Origin of the sequence: Sphingomonas sp. Ag1 (genome assembly GCF_000980895.1) — a bacterium.
GTDB lineage: Bacteria > Pseudomonadota > Alphaproteobacteria > Sphingomonadales > Sphingomonadaceae > Sphingomonas > Sphingomonas panaciterrae.
Genome location: NZ_LAZX01000094.1, coordinates 28,175 through 44,959 on the forward strand (window position 1 = coordinate 28,175; position 16,785 = coordinate 44,959).

Below are 16,785 nucleotides of genomic sequence, written 5' to 3' on the forward strand. Positions count from 1 at the left end.
CCGGTCACTGCGGATTCGGCGCGGATGAGCCCACCAGGGCCGGGGCAGGGACGGCGCCCACCGCGTTGACCGCGAGCTGCGAATCACCGCCCAACGTGCGGTAGAGCGTCACCAAATTCGTCGCGCGGATCAGGCGGGTCTGCACCAGCTGCTGCTGCGCCGCATAGAGCGAGCGTTGCGCGTCCAGCGTGGTCAGGAACGGCTCCACCCCACCGCGATAGCGCGCGTTCGACAGCTGGTAGGTGTCTTGCGCGGCGGCGGCGAACCGCTCGGTCGCGGCGAGTTCATCACTGATAGTGCCGCGGCGGGCGAGCGCATCGGCAACCTCGCGGAACGCGGTCTGGATCGTCCCTTCGTAGCGGGCAAGCGCGGCCTGCTGCTGCGCGCGGGTCTGATCCACCCCTGCGCGCGCCGCGCCACCGGCGAAGATCGGATAGGCGATGTTGCCGGTCGCGGTCTTGGTCAACGCGTCACTGCTGATCAGGGAGGAGAGCGCCGTGCTGGCAAAGCTGAACAGCCCGGTCAGCGAGATGCGCGGGAACAGCGCGGCGCGCGCAGCGCCAATTTCGGCGTTGGCGGCGCGCAGATCATATTCGGCCTGCACCACGTCGGGCCGGCGCAGCAGGACCTGGCTGTCGAGGCCCGCGGGCAGCTCTGCCACTGTGCCGGCGGCTTCCTCGATCGAGGCGGGCAGAAGCGCCGGATCGATCGGCGCGCCGACGAGCAGTTGCAGCGCATTGATATCCTGCGCCAGCGCGGTGCGCTGGCTGGCGATATTGGCCTCCGCCGTGGCGAGGATCTGCTCCGCCTGGCGCAGGTCGGTGCGCGGTGCGATGCCGCCCGACACGCGCGCGCGGGTGAGCTCCACCGATCGCCGTGCGGCTGCGGCGGTGTCCTGCGCGATCTTCAGCAGGCTCTGGTCCGCCGCATAGGTAAGCCAGGCGCTGGCAACATCGCCGGTCAGCGTCAGGCGGACGGCACGCGCGGCGGCCTCCTGACCGAAATAACGCGCGAGCGCGGCGTCGCTGAGCGAGCGGACACGGCCGAACAGATCCAGTTCGAACGCGCTCGTTCCCAATGTTGCCTGATAAGTGGTGCCGCCGACGGCGAAATTGCCGCCCGCCGCCTGCCGGCCGATCTCGCGCCGGGTGATGGTGGCGCCGGTGTCCACCTGCGGGAACAGCTCCGCACGTTGGATGCGGTATTGCGCACGCGCTGCCTCGATATTGGCGACGCTGGCGCGAAGATCGCGATTGTTCGCGAGCGCCTGGTCGATGAGGCGCTGCACCCGTGGGTCGCGGAAGATGTCACGATAGGTGACGCTGGGCAGCGCGGCCTCGCTCTGCTGCAGATAGGCGTCGCCCGTCGGCCACGACGCCGGGACCGGAAGGTCGGGTCGCACATATTTGGGCGCCATGCTGCATCCGGCGAGCGCGGTGCCGAGCAGAAGCGGCAGGAGGAGGCGCATCACGATTGCTCCAGCTGCGGTGTGCCCTTGGGGGGCACATTATTGTCTTCAGGCGGGCGGTGGCCGGGTTCCTCGCCGCGCAGCTTCGCCATGCCGTCACGGAAGCCGCGACGCACCAGCACGAAGAACAACGGGATGTAGAAGATCGCCAGCACCGTCGCGGTGAACATGCCGCCGATCACCGCCGTGCCGATGGCGATGCGGCTGTTCGCGCCAGCGCCGGTGGAGATGGCAAGCGGCAGCACGCCGAAGATGAAGGCGAGGCTGGTCATCAGGATCGGGCGAAGGCGGATGCGCGCCGCGGTCAGCGCCGCGTCGATGACGCGCGCGCCCTTTTTCTCTTCCTGCTCGGCAAATTCGATCATCAGGATGGCGTTCTTCGCCGCGAGCCCCATGGTCGTGAGCAGGCCGATCTGGAGGTACACGTCATTGGTGAGGCCGCGCAGGGTGACGAACGCGACCGCGCCGATCAACCCGACCGGGATGACGAGCAGCACCGCCAGCGGGATCGACCAGCTTTCGTACAAAGCGGCGAGGCACAGGAACACCACGATGATCGACAGGCCGTAGAGCAGCGGGGCCTGGCCCGCCGACAGGCGTTCCTGATAGGAGATGCCGGCCCAGGCCACGCTGGTCCCGGGGATCTGCCGCGCGAGCTCCTCGATCCGCGCCATTGCGTCACCCGAGCTGCCACCCTGCGCCGCCGAACCCTGGAATTCGAACGACTGGATGCCGTTGAAGCGTGACACGGTCGTTGGCGCCTGTGACCAGCTGGTCGAGGCGAAGCTGGAGAAGGGCGCCATCTGCCCGTTCGCGCCGCGCACGAACCATTGGTTCAGCGAATCGGGATTGTCGCGATAGGGCGCATCGCCCTGCACGAACACGCGCTTCACGCGGCCACGATCGACGAAGTCGTTGACGTAGCGGCCGCCCCAAGCGGTCGACAGCGTCGTGTTGACGTCGGTCTGCGACAGGCCGAGCGCTGCGATGCGCTGCGGATCGGTGTTCACGCGCAGCGTGCCGATGTCCGGCAGTTCGGACAGGCGCACGCCCGACAGCTTCGGATCGGCATTGGCCATCGCGAGCAGCTTGTCGCGCGCGGCGGCAAATTCCTTGGTGCTGAGGCTACCGGTATTCTGAAGCTCCATGGTGAAGCCCTCGGACTGGCCAAGGCCACGGATCGCGGGGGGGACCAGCGCGAACACCTGCGCATCGCGGAACGCGCGGAAGGCGGCTGCGGCGCGCGCGACGATCGCGTCTGCCGAGTTTTCCTTGCCCTTGCGGTCCGCCCAGTCCGTGAGCGAGATGAAGCCCTGACCGGTATTCTGCCCGGAAGCGCCGCCACCGCCGCCGCCGGCGACGGTCAGCATCGTGCGGACGTTGTTCTTCTCATACTCCTGGAAATAATGCTCGACTGCCTTCTGCACTTCCTCGGTGCGGGCGCGGGTCGCGCCGGCGGGCAGGCGGAACTGCACCTGCGTGCCGCCCTGATCCTCGGTCGGCAAGAAGCCGGTGGGAAGGCGAAGGAACAGCACGGCGAGCAGTGCGACGATCACCAGGTAGATGCCGACGAACAGCCACTTGCGATCGATGACGCGGCGGGTGGCAGCGACATATCGCTCGGTCGCGCGCTCGAAACTGGTGTTGAACCAGTGGCTCGCGCGGTCGAGCCGGTCGCTGACCCAGCCGAAATGGCGCGCGAAGCGACCTTCGCGGCGGTCCTCATCCTTCTTGTGGCGCTGCTTCAGCAGCGTTGCAGTGAGCGCGGGCGACAGGACGATCGCCACGGCGACCGACAGCACCATTGCCGAGATGATGGTCAGCGAGAACTGGCGGTAGATCACGCCGGTCGACCCGCCGAAGAACGCCATCGGCAGGAACACCGCCGACAGCACCAGCGCGATCGCGATTAGCGCGACGGTGATCTCGTTCATCGACTCGATCGTCGCCTCACGCGGCGTCATGTCGGGGTTTTCCTCGAGCAGGCGCTCGACATTCTCCACGACCACGATCGCATCGTCGACGAGCAGACCGATCGCCAGCACCAGCCCGAACAGGGTCAACGTGTTGATCGAGAAGCCCGCCAGATAGAAGACCGCGAAGGTGCCAAGCAACACGACCGGCACCGCAATCGTCGGGATCAGCGTCGCGCGCCAGCTCTGCAGGAAGACGAACATGACGATGACGACGAGGATGATCGCCTCGATCAGCGTCTTCACCACCTCGTCGATCGACAGCTTGATGAAGTCCGTCGAATCGTTGGCGTAGGCGACCTTGATGTTGGGCGGATAGGTTTTGGCGATGCGTGCGATTTCCGCCTTCACCAGTTCCGCGGTGGTCAGCGCGTCGGCGCCCGGCGCGAGCAGGATGGCGATGCCGGCGCCCGGATGGCCGTTGATCCGGCTGCTGGCATTGTAGTTTTCGGAGCCGAGCTCCACCCGCGCGACATCGCCGACGCGCACGGTGGCGCCCGATGGCAGCGTCTTGAGAATGATGTCGCGGAATTGCTGCGGCGTCTGGAGACGCGATTGCGCGGTGACGGTCGCATTCAGCATCTGGTCGGACGGCATCGGCTGTCCGCCGATCTCGCCCGCCGCAACTTCGGTATTCTGCGTCTGGATCGCGCTCACCACGTCGCCCGGCATCAGCTGGAAGCTCGCGAGCTTCGCCGGATCGAGCCAGATGCGCATCGCATATTGCGAGCCGAAGACATTGGTGTCGCCGACGCCCTGCACACGGCCCAGCGGGTCCTGCAGCGTCGAGGTCATCAGGTCGGAGACGTCCCGGTTGGTCATCCGGTCGCTCTCGTCATAGACGCCGGCGATCATCAGGAAGTCCGGGTTGGACTTTCGCACGGTGACGCCCTGCTGCTGCACCTGCGCCGGCAGGCGGGTCAGCGCCTGCTGAATCGAGTTTTGGACCTGGACCTGCGCGATATCGGGATCGGTGCCCTTTTCGAACGTCGCGGTGATCGACACCGAGCCGCGCGAGCTGGACGACGAGGCGAAGTAGAGCAGGCCGTCGATTCCCGTCAGCTGCTGCTCCAGGATCTGCGTGACCGAGTTCTCGATCGTCTCCGCATTCGCGCCGGGATAGGTGGCGCGGATCGACACCTGCGGCGGCGCCACGTCGGGATATTGCGCGATGGGAAGGCCCATGATCGCACCGGCACCCGCCATCATGACGATGATGGCAAGAACCCAGGCAAAGATCGGACGGTCAATGAAGATGCGCGACATCTCAGCCGCCCTTCGCCTTCTGCTGTTGCTTTAGCTGTTCGGGCGTGGGGGGCTTGGGCTGCTGCGGCGCCGAGGCGGGGACAGGACGTACCGTGCTGTTGGGACTCAGGCGGGCGGTGCCCTGCGTGATGACGCGATCGCCGGGGTTGAGCCCGCCGGTCACGATCCAGTTCGCGCCATCGGCGCGGACGGTCTGCACCGTGCGCTGCACGGCCTTGTTGTTGGCATCAACGACCCACACGGTCGCATTGCCCTGCGGATCGCGCGCGACGGCTTGCTGCGGCACGAGAAACGCGTTGGCCTCGATCGCTTGAGCGAACACGGCACGCACGAACATGCCCGGCAGCAGCAGCCCGTCCGGATTGGGGAAGCGGGCGCGCATCGTCACGGTGCCGGTCTGCTGATCGACCACCACTTCGGAGAATTCGACAAAGCCGGTGCGACCATAATCGCTGCCGTCTTCCAGCTTCAGGCGGACGGCGGCGCTGGCCGGCAATGCGCCGCCGCTGGCGAGTTGCCGGCGCAGCCGCAACAGGTCGGCCGCGGATTGCTGGATATCGACATAGATCGGGTCGAGCTGCTGGATCGTCGCCAGCGGGTCCGCCTGGCTGGTGGTCACCAGCGCACCGACGGTGAACAGCGACCGGCCGATCCGGCCGGTGATCGGGGCGGGAACGGTGGTAAAGCGCAGGTTGACGCGCGCCGTTTCCAGCTGGGCGCGGTTCTGCGCGATGCTCGCCTCCGCCTGACGCTGGGTTGCGACCGCGTCGGTATAATCCTGCTTGCTGACTGCCTCGATCTCCGCCAGCGGACGGAAGCGTTCGGCACGCACACGTGCGGCGGCCGCCGTCGCCTGCGCGCTTTGCACCGCGGCCGATGCCTCGTTCACGGCCGCGCGGTACAGGCTCGGATCGATCTGGTAGAGCGGCTGCCCCTGCCGCACCAGGGAGCCCTCCTTGAACAACCGCTTCTGGATGACGCCGCTAACCTGAGGGCGCACCTCGGAGCTTCGGTAGGCGAAGGTCCGGCCAGGCAGTTCGGTCATCAGCGGGACACGGGTCTGCTGGACCACGACATAGCCAACCTGCGGCGGTTGCCCGCCGTCACCCTTGCCCGCGGCCTTGCCCTGGGTTCCGGCGCCCTGATTGCCGGTGTCGCCGCCGCTGCTGCACGCCGCCAGAGCCACCGCGCTGACCAACGCGAGCGTTCGCACCTCTATCAACCGCATCAATCCTGCTTGCTCGTCAGATCATTAGCCGACCGGGCACACGCGAGTGCACGAACTTTCGCTCGATACATTGACCATGATCTCCGCAGAAAGCGGCCGCTCCGGTGCGGCAGCCCAGTGGCATCGTTAAGCCTGTCGCGTAATCGCTTTCAAGCGGGGTTGCCACCCTGAACATGTCGCAACTTGTCGCACCGGTTACGGTGCGGAAACTTATCGTTCAACAAAGCGTTGGGCCATGCGGGGGGATTCGAAAAATCGGACGTCCCGAGGTTGAGAAGGGGCGTTTGTGCGGTTCAATTCGGGTTGTCATCGGTGGCTCGCGGTTGCGCTGGTTGCTGCATCTTCAGCGGCAGCGAGCGGACAGATGGCAAAGCCGGGGACCGCCCCTGCAACTGGACCTGACGCACCCAAATCAGCGACGGCGCCGCAGAATGCGCAAGGGAACGAGCCCATCGTGCCCGATGCCGCATTCGACGCCGCGCTCCCGTCGCTCTCCGGCGATATCAATGCGCCGCTTGAGCCGATGCCGCCGCAGACCGTGCAGCCGTTGCCCGACGGATCGTCTGCCGCGCCGATCGATGGAAGCGCCACCATCCCGCCGCCCGCACCCGAGGACCCGGCGCTGAACCAGCCGTTGCCGCCGCTCAGCGCGACCGACACCGTGCCGCTGCAGACCGCCGAGGACGCCACGGACAGCGATGCACCCGAGATCCGGTATGAGACGGTGGTCCGCGGGTTGAATGACATCGGATTGGAGGATGAGTTCAATTCGCTGTCTGCATTGCGCGAAGGCGGCGGCAAGGCGGCCAATGCGACGCAGGTGAATGCGCGCGGGCGCGAGGACGAACAGCTTGCCGTCCGGCTGATGAAGTCGCTCGGCTATTATGATGGCACCGCGTCGATGGTGCTGGAGACGATCCCCAACGAACCGGGCCGTCTTCGCGTGGTCCTGACCGCGACGCCGGGACCGATATTCAAGCTCGGCACCATCACCGTGGTCGCGAACCCGACGGCGCCGCCCAATCTGGTGCGCGAGCAACTGCCCCTGAAGACCGGCGACCCGATCGAGGCCGCGCGCGTGCAGGGGGCAGAGGCAAATGTCTCGCTCGTGCTGCCGCAGCGGGGCTATCCGTTCGTGGAGGTAGGAGAGCGCGACATCCTGCTCGACGACGAGACGATGACGGGCGATTACACGCTGCCGGTGGATACCGGGCCGCGATCGTCCTTCGGCGTGGTGCAGACCGAGGGCGATAACGTCTTCGACCTCGACCATCTCAGCATCTTCCCGCGGTTCAAGCAGGGCGAATTGTACGACCAGCGGCTGCGCGACGATCTGCGCGAGGCGCTGATCGCGACCGGCCTGTTCGACACGATCAGCGTCGAACCGGTGCGAACCGGACGGCCGGGCCCGGAGGGGACCGAGCAGATCGACATGATGGTCCGCCAGACCAAGGGGCCGTGGCGCAGCCTGGCGGGCAGTGCTGGTTACGGCACGGGTGAGGGCGTCAAACTGGAAGGCGGCTGGACACATCGCAACCTGTTCCCGCCGGAGGGCGCCTTGATCCTCGCCGCAGTGGCGGGCACACAGCAACAGGGCGCGGCGGCCACGTTCCGGCGGCAGAATGCCGGGCGCCGCGATCGCAGCTTCTTCACCGGCATCACCGCCAGCCATTCCAATTATGATGCATTCGATTCCTACACCGGTTCGCTCTTCGCGCGCTGGGCATATGAATCGACGCCATTGTGGCAGAAGCAATTCACCTACGCGTTCGGCGGCGAGCTGATCGCGACCAACGAGAGTGTCTTTGACTTCGACCTGAACGAGCGCGTGCGCCGCACTTATGGCATCGCGGCGATCCCGATGCAGACCGTGTGGGATCGGTCGAACGACCTGCTCAACCCCACCCGCGGCTTCCGCCTCAAGCTGAACGTCAGCCCGGAGGCATCGGTGCATGGGCAGGTGCGGCCCTATGCGCGCACCATGCTGGAGGCGACAGCTTATTACCCGGTCACCGACAGCCTGGTGATCGCGGGCCGCGCGCGGGCGGGATCGATCTTCGGCATCTCGCGCGATGATCTGGCGCCGTCGCGGCGCTATTATGGTGGCGGCGGCGGATCGGTCCGCGGCTACGGCTATCAGCGTCTCGGGCCGCTCGAGCCGGTATCGTCGCTGAAGCCAAACGAGGACGGCGAGATCAACCTCGCCGATCTGCGCCCGGTGGGGGGACGAAGCATCAACGAATTCTCGCTGGAGGCGCGCTACCGGTTCGGCAATTTCGGCATCGTGCCGTTCATCGACGCCGGCAATGCCTATGAAAGCACGTTCCCCAATGCGTCTGACCTGCGGTTCGGCGCGGGCATCGGCGGGCGTTTCTACACCAATTTCGGACCCTTGCGCGTCGACGTCGCCACCCCGCTCAATCCGCGGCCGGGCGATCCCAAGGTCGCGCTGTACGTCTCGATCGGGCAGGCATTCTGATGGTCGAGGACAACACAGCGCCCACCACCGAGGTGATCATCGAGCGTCGTCCGCTCTGGCAGCGCGTCGTCAAATGGATCGGCATCGCGCTGGCGGCGCTGGTTCTGCTGCTGCTGGCGATCGTCTTCGGCATCAACACCGATCCCGGGCGGCGCTTCGTCGCCAACCAGCTGGGCAATTACACGACGGCTGGCGGCCTCAACATCAAGGTCGGCCGGATCGACGGGTCGCTGTACGGGCGGATGGTGCTCACCGACGTTCGGGTGAGCGATCCCAAGGGCGTGTTCATCGTGTCGCCGCGCCTTGACGTGGACTGGCGGCCGTTCGCGTTCCTCAACAATCACGTCAACGTGAAGAGCCTGCAGAGCGAGCTCATCACGATGGCGCGCAGTCCCGAACTGATCCCGCAGCCGAGCGACCCGAACGCGCCGCTGCTGCCCGATCTCGACATCGATATCGATCGGCTGCGCGTGGCCCGCTTCGTCATGGAGCCGCCGGTGGCCGGTCGGCGGCACATCGCGCGGATCGACGGGTCGGCGCATATCGCCGATCGGCGTGCCCAGCTGACGGTGGATGCCGGGGCGCTGCGGGGACCGGGTGTGGCCGGTGGCGATACGCTTCGCCTACGGCTGGATGCGGTTCCCGACGACAACAAGCTAACGATAGACGCGCGCCTGTTCGCGCCCGCTGGCGGCCTGGTTTCCGGCCTGGCCGGTACCAAGGCGCCGCTTACCGCCACGATCGACGGTCGCGGCAGCTGGAAGTCGTGGCAGGGCAAGTTGAACGCGACGCTCGGCGGCGGGCGTCTGGCGGATCTCAACCTGTCGGCCCGCGACGGGCATATCGAGGTGCGCGGCACGACCCGGCCGGGGCTGTATCTTGAAGGGCCGGTCGAGCGACTGACCGCGCCGCAGCTCGACGTAGCAATCGATTCGACGCTCGCCGAGCGGCGTGCGGATACCCGGTTCAAGCTGCGCTCCAGCGCGCTGGCGGTGGACGGCGGCGGCATCGTCGACCTGGCGAACAGCCGCTTCGGCAATTTCGCGGTCGATGCCAAGCTGCTGACGCCGGGCGCCATCGCCCCCAATCTGCGTGGTCGGGACGTGCTGGCACGAGTAGTGCTGAACGGCGCCTTCGCGACGCCAACGGTGGACTATAAGCTGCGTGCGACCACGCTGGGCTTTGCCGAAACCACGGTCGAGAACCTGTATGCCGAGGGGCTTGCACGGGTGGATGCGGATCGCATCCTGGTGCCCGTCCATGGTCGTGCGCGGCGCATTTCCGGGCTGAACCCTGCGCTGGGCGGCCTCACGACCAACGTCCGGCTAGATGGCGATATCGCGATCGACATGCCGCAGATCCTCTCCGACAATCTGCGCATCCGCTCCGACACGATCGATGCGACCGCGATCATCGCCGCCAATATGGAAACCGGCCGGTACACGGGCGCGCTCAAGGGCCGGGTCAACAATTTCCGGGTCGAGAGTGTCGGCATCCTCAACCTGACGACCGATGCCGAATTGGTGACAAAGCCCAATGGCGGGTTCGGGATCGTCGGTCGCGTGGGCGTGCAAACGCGCCAGATCTTCAACGACGGCGCGCGCAGCTTCCTCGGCGGCAACGCCGTCGCCTTCACGAACTTCGGCTATGATACCGACGGAATCGTCACCTTCCGCAACATGAAGTTGACGGCGCCGCTGTTCCGCGTGACGCGGGGCGAGGGGCGTTATGACCTGAATACCGGTGCGGTCGCGGTGTCGGCCGACGCCTATTCCAACCAATATGGCCCGCTGTTCGCGCGGGTCAGCGGAAGCGCCGCCGCGCCGGTGGTGAACCTGCGCGCGCCGCGCCCCGGCGTCGGGATCGGCCTTGCCGACCTCAACGCGCGTATCGTCGGCCGCAACGGCGCCTATGCCGTGACCGCGACGGGCGGGACCACCTATGGTCCGTTCAATGCCGACGTCTTGGTCACGCCGGGATCGCAGCTGGCGATCGACATCCGCCGGGTCATCTTTGCCGGGGTCAATTTCGCCGGACGCGTGGTGCAGACCGCGGCGGGGCCGTTCGCCGGCCGCGTGCAGTTTGCCGGCTCGGGCACGCGAGGCACCGTCCAGTTGGGCGGGCAGGGACGCTATCAGACGGCTGCGATCGACGCGCGCGCCAATGCGGCCCGCTTCCCCGGCGACGTCGACTTCGTCATCGGCCGCGCGATCGTGAAGGCCAATGTCGTCCTCTACGATCAGCCCCAAGTGATCGCGGACGCCCAGGTTGCGGACCTGCGCTATGGCCCAACGGTGATCGAGAGCGGCCGCGTGAAGGTGAATTACGCCGGCGGCAATGGGACGGCACAGGCCCTGTTCACCGGCTCGAACAGCGTGCCGTTCCGACTGGCCGCTAACGCCCGTCTGTCGCCCGACAATTATCTGGTGGCGTTGCAGGGACAGGCCAACAACATCAACTTCCGCACCGGCAATCCGGCGCGCATCACCAACAATGCGGGCGTGTACCGGCTGGCGCCGACCCAGATCATCTTTGACCAAGGTCGTTTGCGCATTGCTGGCTCCTATGGTGACGGGCTCAGTGCGCAGATGCGTCTCGACAGCCTCGACCTGTCGATCGCCAATGCGCTGGTCCCGAACCTCGGCCTTGGCGGCAAGGCGACGGGCAGCCTGGACTTCGTCCAGGCGAGCGCCGAAGCCTTCCCGCAGGCGGACGCCCGGATGACGATCACCGGCTTCCAGCGGTCCAGCCTAGCCACGGTGTCGGAACCGGTGGACGTCGTCTTTGCCGGCCGGCTGTCGGGAAGCGGTGCCGAGGCGCGTGCGCTGATCAATCGCGGTTCGACGACGGTCGGCCGGTTGCAGGCGTTCCTGCGACCGCTCGGCACCGGCGGATCTTGGGCATCGCGCCTGATGGCCGCCCCGCTGAGCGGCGGCATCCGCTACAATGGCCCGTCGGGCGTGCTATTCAGCCTAAGCGGCCTCGCGCACCAGCAGCTGACCGGGCCGATCGTCGTCGCCGCGGACTTCGGCGGCCGTGTTTCGGCGCCGCAGCTGAACGGCCTGATCCGCGCCGACAATCTGACCTATGACAATGAAACCTACGGTACGCGCCTGTCGAACATGGCGATCCGCGCGCGGTTCAATAACGACCGGCTGCAGCTCGACAGCCTGACGGGGCGGGCGGGCGACGGAACCGTGCGCGCGCAGGGTTATGTCAGCCTGGCGGCGGATCAGGGGTATCCGATGCAGATCGATGCCCAGCTGAACGACGCACGGCTCGCCCGGTCGGATTCGCTGGGTGCGACCGCCACCGGCACTCTGTCGGTGACCAACGGGCGTGGCGGCGGGCTGATCAAGGCGGATCTCACCATCCCCGAGGCGCGCTACCAGATCATCCGCCAGGGGTCGGCGGAAGTGCCCGAGCTGACGGGCGTTCGCCGCAAGAGCGACATTCGTCCGGCGCGGATCACCGATCGGCCGGCGGCGGCGGAACCGCAGTCCATGGGGCTGTTCCGCCTCGATATCCGCATTCGCGCCGACAACCAGCTGTTCGTCTCCGGCATGGGGCTGGAGAGCGAGTGGGAGGCCGACATCAAGGTGGGCGGCACGTCCGCGGCGCCGCTGATCACCGGCGGGCTGGATCTGGTGCGCGGCACCTATTCCTTCGCCGGCAAGCGCTTCGACCTGGAACAGGGCCGGGTCCGCTTCCGCGGCGGGGCGATGACCGACCCGGATATCGATATACGCGCGACCACGGTGAACGACGGCGTTACCTTCGCCATCAACATCGCCGGCACGGGCCAGCGGCCGCAGATCACCTTCTCCTCCACGCCCTCGCTGCCGCAGGACGAGGTGCTGAGCCGGTTGCTGTTCGGCACCAACCCGGAGAATCTGTCGGCGATCGAGGCGCTGCAACTCGCATCCGCACTCAACTCGCTGCGCGGGTCGGGAGGCGGGCTGAACCCGCTGGGCAAGCTTCGGTCGGCCACGGGCTTCGATCGCCTGCGCATCCTCGGCGCGGACGATGCGGCTGGGCGCGGCACGGCGCTTGCCGCCGGAAAGTATCTGACCGACGATATCTATATCGAGATCGTCACGGATGCCCGCGGCTTCACCGCCACGCAGTTGACCATTGCGCTCAGCCGTTCGCTCAGCCTGCTGACCCAGGCGGGATCGTTCGGCGGATCGAATGCGCAGCTGCGCTACTCCAAGGATTATTGAGGGAAGCGGCGGCCCACGGATCATCAGCAATCCGGTGGCCGCCACTTACTGACACGCGAGTAAGTCTGGTCCTTTCCCCGCCCGGCGTGTTGCGGTACGCTCGCGCACAAGGAGAGGATCGGCCATGACCGAACACGTCGACGTCATCATCGTGGGGGCCGGGCTGTCCGGCGTAGGCGCCGCGCATCACCTGCAGCGGCGTTGCCCGAACCGATCCTATCTGATCCTTGAGGCGCGCGCGGCGATGGGCGGGACGTGGGACCTGTTCCGGTATCCAGGCATCCGCTCCGACAGCGACATGCACACGCTGGGCTACAACTTCCGGCCGTGGACCAAGGCGAAGGCGATCGCCGACGGCCCGTCGATCCGCGAATATATCGAGGATACGGCACGGGAAGGCGGCATCGATCGCCGCATCCGGTTCAATCATCGCGTGACCGGCATGTCCTGGTCCACCCCCGATGCCTGCTGGACGGTGACCGCGGAAACGCCGGAGGGACCGGTAAGCTTCACCGCCAACTTCCTGCACATGTGCTCCGGCTATTATGATTATGAGCGTGGGCACGCGCCGCAGTTTGCCGGGCAGGAAGACTTCGCGGGGACGATCGTCCACCCGCAATTCTGGCCCGAAGACCTGGACTACAGCGGCAAGCGCGTGGTCGTGGTCGGCAGCGGTGCGACGGCGGTAACGCTAGTGCCGGAGATGGCGAAACGTGCGGCCAGCGTGACGATGTTGCAGCGATCGCCGACCTATGTCGTGTCGCGGCCGGCGCAGGATTCCATGGCCAATTGGCTGCGCGCGAAGCTACCGCAACATGCCGCCTACGGCATCACGCGGTGGAAGAACGTGCTGTTCGGCATGGTCTTCTACCGCATGACCCGCAAGAAGCCGGAAAAGGTGAAGCAGAAGCTGCTCGATCAGGTGCGCGAGCATCTCGGGCCTGATTACGACGTCGCAACCCATTTCACGCCGCGCTACAATCCCTGGGACCAGCGGTTGTGCCTGGTGCCTGACGCCGACCTGTTCGACACGATCAAGGCGGGCAAGGCGGAGGTCGTGACCGACACGATCGAACGGTTCACGCAGGACGGGATCAAATTGCAGTCCGGTCGCACGCTGCCGGCGGACGTCATCGTGACGGCGACAGGGCTGGAGGTGAAGCTGCTCAGCGGCATCGCGCCGGTCGTTGACGGGGAGACCAAGGATCTGTCCGCGGCGCTGCAGTACAAGGGGATGATGTTCTCCGACATTCCCAACCTCGCCTTCACGTTCGGCTACACCAATGCATCCTGGACGTTGAAGGCGGATCTGGTCGCCATGTACCTGTGCCGCGTCCTCAACACGATGAAGAAGCGGGGGATGCGGCAGGCCACTCCGCGCATCGGCGCCGAGCCGGTGGGCGTCGAGCCCTTCGTCGATTTTTCGTCGGGCTACATCCAGCGGGTGGCAGACCAACTGCCCAAGCAGGGCAACCGCAAGCCGTGGCGGCTGAATCAGAATTACGCCCTTGATGTCATGGCCTTGCGGTTCGGATCGGTGGACGACAGCATGGAGTTTTCCAACCCGGCGCCAGCGCGGGCGCGCGTCGCCGCGTGATATCGGTCGCCGGGACGCGGGGCCTTTCGATCGCCGGCAACTTGGGTCATGGCGCTGCTCGTTAACAGAACGGCGGAGTGTTGCCCGTGACTCAAGTGCTGATCCTCACCACCGGCGGAACCATCGACAAGCTCTATTTCGATGCGCTGAGCACCTATCAGATCGGCGACACGGTGGTGGACCGGCTGCTCCACACCGCGCGCGTGACGCTGCCCCACCGCATTGTCGGCCTGATGCGCAAGGACAGCCTGGAACTGACCGATGAGGATCGCGCCGCCATTCGCGACGCCGTCACACACGCGCCGGAGGACCGGATCGTCATCACGCATGGCACCGACACGATGACCGAGACGGCGCAGGCGCTGAGCGGGCTGGAAGGGAAAACGGTCGTACTGGTCGGCGCATTGTCGCCGGCGCGCTTTGCGGAGAGCGACGCGGCCTTCAATCTCGGCATGGCATTCGCCACCGCGCAGGTGGCGCCGCCAGGCGTCTGGATCGCGATGAACGGAACCGTGTTCGACGGTGCCAAGGTGCGCAAGGACCGCAGCCAGAACGCCTTCGTACCGGTGTGATCGTCAATCGGAGCTGCCGAATGAAAACGGCGCCGCATCGCTGCGGCGCCGTCCAGATCCTGGCAAAGCCTGAGGCTTACCGCTGCGCGAGGCTCACTGCGGCCACCGGCGGCGGGAAATCGAGCGAGCCGCACTTCTTCGTCTGCCACTCGCCCTTCTTTGACCAGCAGACCTTGTCGAGCCGCGGGACGCGTGATTCCGCATAGAAGGAGCGGGGGAACTGCTGCTCACCCCAAGGCGACAGGCTATTGCGCATCTCGCGCATCCGCTCCTGCGCGACCGCAGCGAAGCTGCCGCGCGGCGCATAGATCAGCGCACGGCCGATCGAACCGGCGGTCTGGCAGAAGTTGTACTGCGCCGCGATCGCGTTGAAGCTCGAATACGTCTTGGTGCCGAACTGGTCGAACGCCGTTTGCGCAGCCTTTGGCGTCTTGTGCGTGCGCTTGAAGTAGTCGTAAACCGTATCGTACGAATCCTTCAGCTCGGCCCGATGGTCGAGCAGGATTGCGTTGTAATTCTCGACCGTCAGCAACGTCGGTTCGAACTGGCACTGAAGCGCGGCGACATTCATGCCGGCACGCAGCGTCCAGGCGAGGGCCGCGCGGACCTCCTTCTCGGTCGCGCCCGGCAGTGCCTGCGCAATGCCCGGCTCATCCCCCCGGACAGCCTGACCGGAAAGGTCCTTGGACTTCATGAAAAACTGCGCCGACGCCGGCGCCGACGCGACCAGCGCAGCCATGACCACGCTCGCACCGAAGACCCGCAACCCAACCATTGATACCACTCCCCGCTACTCGCAACGCGCGGGATTCTTACGCCTTTTGGACCGAACCTCCAACACAGATCATGCACGGCCGGTCGAATTTGTGACGCCCGAATCAGAAAGGCCGCCCGGTTGCCCAGGCGGCCCATTAAATCACGTCAGAGACGCGATGATTACATCGCGTTCGTGCCGTTCATCATCATCATGTCGTTCGACAGCATCGTGTCGTTCGCCAGCATGCCGTCGTTCATCGCGCCGTCAACCGCCGTCATGTTGTCGGTCATGGTGTCCATGCCCTCGGTGGCGTTCAGATCAGTGATGGTGGTGTTGTCGACGTTGGTTTCGGTCTTGGAACCGCAAGCCGACACGGCGAGCGCTGCAGCCGCGATGGCCGAACCGGTCAGGATCTTCGAGATAGCACGCATGGATAGCTCCCTAGATAAAGGATTTGGACGGCGGACGGATCCTTAATACCCAAATCAGACTGGATATTAGTCAGAGAACGCCGCCCCCTCAAGTCTCGATTTTACGCGAACAAGTTAGACTTTCGAGGAAAGCGCGGCTCGTCAACGCCAGCGCAGCATCAAAGGTTTCAATATCATGGCTGGCCCCCAACGCCGCGGCGCTGGTCACGGGATAGTCGGCGATGCCGCAGGGCACAATCCCCGTGAAGTGCGACAGATCGGGCGAAAGGTTCACGGAGAAGCCGTGCATCGTCACCCAGCGGCGCACGCGCACGCCGATCGCGCCGATCTTCGCTTCCCGGCCCTGCGCGTCCTGGGTCCAGATCCCGATCCGGCCCTCGGCGCGAAATGCGGGAATGTCCATCTCCGCCAAAGCGGCGATGATCCATCCTTCCAGTGCGTGGACGAAACAGCGCACGTCGCGCCCACGCTCCGCCAGGTTCAGGACGAGATAGCCGATCCGCTGTCCAGGCCCATGATAGGTGTAGCGGCCGCCGCGGCCGGCATCGACGACGGGAAAGCGCGCGTCGAGCAACTCGTCGGCGGACGCGCTGGTCCCGGCCGTATAGACGGGGGGATGTTCGAGCAGCCAGACAAGCTCGCGCGCCTCGCCCGCAGCGACAGCGGCCGCCCGCGCTTCCATCTCCTTCAGTGCCGCAGAATAGTCGGTCAGCCCCGGCGTCACCCGCCATTCGAGATCGTTGATGTCCATCGCACTGGAGCAGATGCGACCGGGCAGGGCGATTGGCAAC

10 protein-coding genes are annotated in these 16,785 nt (G+C 66.1%); 4 read left to right on the forward strand and 6 right to left on the reverse strand.

Annotation, left to right across the window (positions count from 1 at the left end):
- Positions 1 to 4: 4 nt before the first annotated feature.
- From XM50_RS13000 to XM50_RS13010, 3 genes are read right to left on the reverse strand one after another with little or no spacing between them, the layout of a single operon-like run.
- Positions 5 to 1,468 (reverse strand): efflux transporter outer membrane subunit, encoded by a 1,464-nt coding sequence (locus XM50_RS13000; protein WP_197075550.1) that lies wholly within the window; start codon positions 1,466 to 1,468, stop codon positions 5 to 7.
- Complete coding sequence (locus XM50_RS13005; protein WP_046410098.1) at positions 1,468 to 4,707, reverse strand: multidrug efflux RND transporter permease subunit; 3,240 nt, start codon at positions 4,705 to 4,707, stop codon at positions 1,468 to 1,470. The genes XM50_RS13000 and XM50_RS13005 overlap by 1 nt, the downstream gene beginning before the upstream one ends.
- Position 4,708: 1 nt before the next feature.
- Complete coding sequence (locus XM50_RS13010) at positions 4,709 to 5,935, reverse strand: efflux RND transporter periplasmic adaptor subunit (protein ID WP_052742569.1); 1,227 nt, start codon at positions 5,933 to 5,935, stop codon at positions 4,709 to 4,711.
- Positions 5,936 to 6,299: 364 nt separating this feature from the next.
- On the opposite strand from XM50_RS13010, the gene XM50_RS13015 reads away from it, so the two are divergent.
- From XM50_RS13015 to XM50_RS13030, 4 genes are all read left to right on the forward strand, one after another.
- Positions 6,300 to 8,414 (forward strand): autotransporter assembly complex protein TamA, encoded by a 2,115-nt coding sequence (locus XM50_RS13015; protein ID WP_082103056.1) that lies wholly within the window; start codon positions 6,300 to 6,302, stop codon positions 8,412 to 8,414.
- Positions 8,414 to 12,637: a translocation/assembly module TamB domain-containing protein gene (locus tag XM50_RS13020; protein WP_046410101.1), complete on the forward strand. Its 4,224-nt coding sequence runs from the start codon at positions 8,414 to 8,416 to the stop codon at positions 12,635 to 12,637. Before XM50_RS13015 ends, XM50_RS13020 begins: the two co-directional genes overlap by 1 nt.
- A 124-nt stretch (positions 12,638 to 12,761) precedes the next feature.
- Complete coding sequence (locus tag XM50_RS13025) at positions 12,762 to 14,234, forward strand: flavin-containing monooxygenase (protein WP_046410103.1); 1,473 nt, start codon at positions 12,762 to 12,764, stop codon at positions 14,232 to 14,234.
- An 80-nt stretch (positions 14,235 to 14,314) separates the two neighbouring features.
- Positions 14,315 to 14,806: an asparaginase domain-containing protein gene (locus XM50_RS13030; RefSeq protein ID WP_046410105.1), complete on the forward strand. Its 492-nt coding sequence runs from the start codon at positions 14,315 to 14,317 to the stop codon at positions 14,804 to 14,806.
- Between the two features lie 76 nt (positions 14,807 to 14,882).
- Here the strand turns inward: XM50_RS13030 and XM50_RS13035 are convergent, their stop codons facing one another.
- The 3 genes from XM50_RS13035 to lipB form a co-directional block, all read right to left on the reverse strand.
- Positions 14,883 to 15,581 (reverse strand): hypothetical protein, encoded by a 699-nt coding sequence (locus XM50_RS13035; protein ID WP_046410106.1) that lies wholly within the window; start codon positions 15,579 to 15,581, stop codon positions 14,883 to 14,885.
- 161 nt (positions 15,582 to 15,742) lie between these two features.
- Complete coding sequence (locus XM50_RS13040; RefSeq protein WP_046410108.1) at positions 15,743 to 15,994, reverse strand: hypothetical protein; 252 nt, start codon at positions 15,992 to 15,994, stop codon at positions 15,743 to 15,745.
- 88 nt (positions 15,995 to 16,082) lie between these two features.
- Positions 16,083 to 16,745 carry a lipoyl(octanoyl) transferase LipB gene (gene lipB / locus XM50_RS13045; RefSeq protein WP_082103057.1) on the reverse strand — a complete coding sequence of 221 codons (663 nt, stop codon included), beginning with the start codon at positions 16,743 to 16,745 and terminating at the stop codon, positions 16,083 to 16,085.
- Between the last annotated feature and the right edge of the window lie 40 nt (positions 16,746 to 16,785).

What these genes read in the sequence shown, in the direction of transcription:
- XM50_RS13000 (WP_197075550.1), bottom strand. Translation starts at nt 1,468, where the DNA reads ATGCGCCTCCTCCTGCCGCTTCTGCTCGGCACCGCGCTCGCCGGATGC.
- XM50_RS13005 (WP_046410098.1), bottom strand. Translation starts at nt 4,707, where the DNA reads ATGTCGCGCATCTTCATTGACCGTCCGATCTTTGCCTGGGTTCTTGCC.
- XM50_RS13010 (WP_052742569.1), bottom strand. Translation starts at nt 5,935, where the DNA reads ATGCGGTTGATAGAGGTGCGAACGCTCGCGTTGGTCAGCGCGGTGGCT.
- XM50_RS13015 (WP_082103056.1), top strand. Translation starts at nt 6,300, where the DNA reads ATGGCAAAGCCGGGGACCGCCCCTGCAACTGGACCTGACGCACCCAAA.
- XM50_RS13020 (WP_046410101.1), top strand. Translation starts at nt 8,414, where the DNA reads ATGGTCGAGGACAACACAGCGCCCACCACCGAGGTGATCATCGAGCGT.
- XM50_RS13025 (WP_046410103.1), top strand. Translation starts at nt 12,762, where the DNA reads ATGACCGAACACGTCGACGTCATCATCGTGGGGGCCGGGCTGTCCGGC.
- XM50_RS13035 (WP_046410106.1), bottom strand. Translation starts at nt 15,581, where the DNA reads ATGGTTGGGTTGCGGGTCTTCGGTGCGAGCGTGGTCATGGCTGCGCTG.
- XM50_RS13040 (WP_046410108.1), bottom strand. Translation starts at nt 15,994, where the DNA reads ATGCGTGCTATCTCGAAGATCCTGACCGGTTCGGCCATCGCGGCTGCA.
- lipB (WP_082103057.1), bottom strand. Translation starts at nt 16,745, where the DNA reads ATGGACATCAACGATCTCGAATGGCGGGTGACGCCGGGGCTGACCGAC.